Source organism: Pedobacter sp. Leaf170 (assembly GCF_920984665.1).
In the GTDB taxonomy this organism is placed as follows: domain Bacteria; phylum Bacteroidota; class Bacteroidia; order Sphingobacteriales; family Sphingobacteriaceae; genus Pedobacter.
The window spans coordinates 1-2,821 of sequence record NZ_CAKLBP010000015.1 but is presented as its reverse complement, the minus strand read 5'-3'; the positions used below and the strand labels follow the sequence as shown (position 1 = coordinate 2,821).

The window sequence follows — 2,821 nt, the reverse complement described above, 5'->3', positions numbered from 1 at the left end:
ACATCCAGGCCTCAACATGGGGAAACATTTCGTTTGACTGTAAAACTGGTTTTTTCATATCATGATTTTTAATCAAAATTAACAGTCAAAACAAGTTAAGTCAAGATGGGTTGGTCGTAGGCTTACGTTGCAATCACCAGTTTGTTTAGTGCAGGCTTAAACTCCTTTGCCTTTTCAATTTCCGCATCGATGTCTGTAATACTGATCCTATTTGGAGAACCATCGATTAGATTCAGTTTTTTGTTCTTGCACTGTACGCCATTGTATTTCAGTCCGTTCTCTACTGCTCCATATATATCCACGCCGTGTTGCCCTTGCGAATTGTCGGAGTTAAATTCAATCTCGTCGGGTATGTTCCAGATTTCACCCCAAAGCCTGAGGCAGAGCATCTCAAAATCCTGCCAGTTCTTCGGGGGATGAATGTTGTTTGGTGCAATCATAGCGTAAAGATATAGAACTGCCTGCCTTTAGCCAACCCGTTATTGTTAACACTGTAAAGTTTGTAATCTTCGTTGTCCCTTTCCAGTTCGATAACTAAAATGGCATTAGGCATACAAGAAGAAGGAACTATAAACGAAATTGGTCTAAAGACAGTTAAGTTTAAAAACCTGATTTCTTTTTCATCAACCACGAAAACATTAGTACAACCTAGCTATTTAATCAATAATATTTAGCAATTTAGATTAACATTTTAAAACGCTCAAATTGACATCAATAACTAAAATTACCGAACCTGGGATATATATAATTGAAAGTTTAGACTTTGAAGACGAAAAAGGTCCAATGGAAGGTAAGCTTCTTTCTAATATACTAGAACTCGCAGGGCTTGATTACAAATACAATTATGTACGAACGAAGAAGGAACTAGCACATTTTATTGATGATTTTACAGAGTCTGAACTTAGATTCTTGCATCTTTCATTTCATGGAGACGAGGATTCTATAGCAACGACACTTGAACAAGTCAGCCATGAAGAATTAGGGGAAATGTTGGAAGGCAAACTAAAATATCGAAGATTATTCATGTCAGCCTGCTCAAGTGTTAATAATTCTCTAGCAGAGAAGGTAATGAAAATCTCTAGGTCAAACTCGATAATTGGACCTTCAGAAACAGTTGATATGGATGAAATTGCAATTTTTTGGGCATCATTTTACCATCTTATGTTCAAGAATAACCCTAGGGCGATGAAAAAGAAAGACATCGTGGCTACACTTGATAAGCTGGTTAAACTATATAACCTCCCTATTAAATATTATAAAAAATCCAGTAAGCTCCCATATTATTCTGAAGAACGACTTGCTTCTTCAACACCTTCGCCGACTTTTACCGACTTTGAAAATTTATAAGAACAAAAAATGGGACAGGCAAAAAAACATTATGAACAAATGATGCTGACTGATTCTGATTTCGATAGCGATAAATGTGTATGCGCTAACCATATTCACGATAAGGCGATATATGAGGCCGTAGTGAAAGACGGAGAAGAAGGAATTTGCAGTTATTGCAATCATGAAACGAGAGTCATCTTAGTTAAAGATCTCATCGATATCATTAAATCTGGGATTTTCTTTTTCTATGGCGATGCCAATGATGAAGGAATGAGCTACGAAAGTGAAGAAGGCGGATATTTTGGAGCCTCTACTTTTGATACGGAGGAAATGTTTTATGATGCTGGCTTAGAAATAGATAACGATAGGTTAAGAAATGATATCTCGGAGGCATTTGGTAATAATGTTTGGTGCGAGAGAGACCCTTATGCCGATCGCGAAAACACAGAATTAACCTATAACTGGAACGAGTTTAAGCAAGTGGTCAAGCATAAATCGCGTTATGTATTCCTTGGATCAAAACAATTTCAAACCACTAACCAAAATCTACCAATTGACCAAATCCTGAATGATATCGGTATCAGAGCCGACGATTTAAATCTCTTTAGCTGGCTAAAAAAGGGCACATCACTTTTACGTTGTCGCCAACACGGATCGATAGAAATTTTGAACACCGAAAAACAGCTGGCTGCACCTCCAGACGAAAAAGCAATTTTTCCAAATAGAATGAGTCCAGCTGGCATTTCAATGTTCTACTGCGCTTTTGACAAAATTACCTGTCACTTGGAGACTGTAGATCCCACAAATATGTCAAAAGAAAAAGTTACTACCGGCATCTTCAAAAATAAGGAAGATTTATATTTACTTGATCTTACTAAGGTGCCGGAATTACCAAGTATTTTTGATAAGAAAATGCGTCAAAATTATTATAGCATTCTTTTTCTAAAAAGTTTCGTGGATGATCTTACCCAGTCTGTGACAAAAGATGGTCGCCAGCACATTGACTATGTACCAACCCAGATTATAACAGAATACTTTCGTTATACATATAATGACTTGACCAGCACAAGTATCGATGGAATATTATATCCCAGTTCAAAATCAACTGGTAAGAATGCCTGTGTTTTATTTTATAATCATAAACAATCCTTGGAGCTTCTTGATTTCGACACATCCACGTTGGTGGTAGACAATATTTAAAACAATCTTGCTAAGATCTACATTCAGAATTGCGAGACAGATAGAACATCAAGCCTAACCTAATCATATACATACCTAAAATTGAGCCTTTTGACCCTAGTTATGAGCCTGACTATGAAGAATTTACCTAACAATTTAGAGGAAAGATTATAGCACAAATGTCTGGTTGTAAGCTCCCCTGTTTTTCAGACCATTCAAAAGTATAATTTTGTCCTCAAATTTCCTGCAATAAATCTACAGGAGATTTGAAGTTTAATGCCTGGTGTGGTCGATGGTAATTGTAGTCCACCAT

At 36.7% G+C, this 2,821-nt stretch carries 3 protein-coding genes; 2 read left to right on the top strand and 1 reads right to left on the bottom strand.

Annotated elements, in window-relative coordinates; genetic code table 11:
- Positions 1-122: 122 nt before the first annotated feature.
- Entirely contained in the window at positions 123-440 is a 318-nt protein-coding gene (locus LUA90_RS19410; RefSeq protein ID WP_231492242.1) for a hypothetical protein, read from the bottom strand.
- A 265-nt stretch (positions 441-705) separates the two neighbouring features.
- Here LUA90_RS19410 and LUA90_RS19405 point away from each other — a divergent pair, with 265 nt between their 5' ends.
- Together LUA90_RS19405 and LUA90_RS19400 are read left to right on the top strand one after the other, a co-directional pair.
- A complete protein-coding gene (locus LUA90_RS19405; protein WP_231492241.1) occupies positions 706-1,347 on the top strand; it encodes a hypothetical protein in 642 nt (213 codons plus the stop codon).
- A gap of 9 nt (positions 1,348-1,356) precedes the next feature.
- The gene (locus LUA90_RS19400) at positions 1,357-2,529 is read left to right on the top strand and encodes a HEPN-associated N-terminal domain-containing protein (RefSeq protein ID WP_231492240.1); all 1,173 of its coding nucleotides are present in this window, start codon (positions 1,357-1,359) and stop codon (positions 2,527-2,529) included.
- The last annotated feature ends 292 nt before the right edge of the window (positions 2,530-2,821 follow it).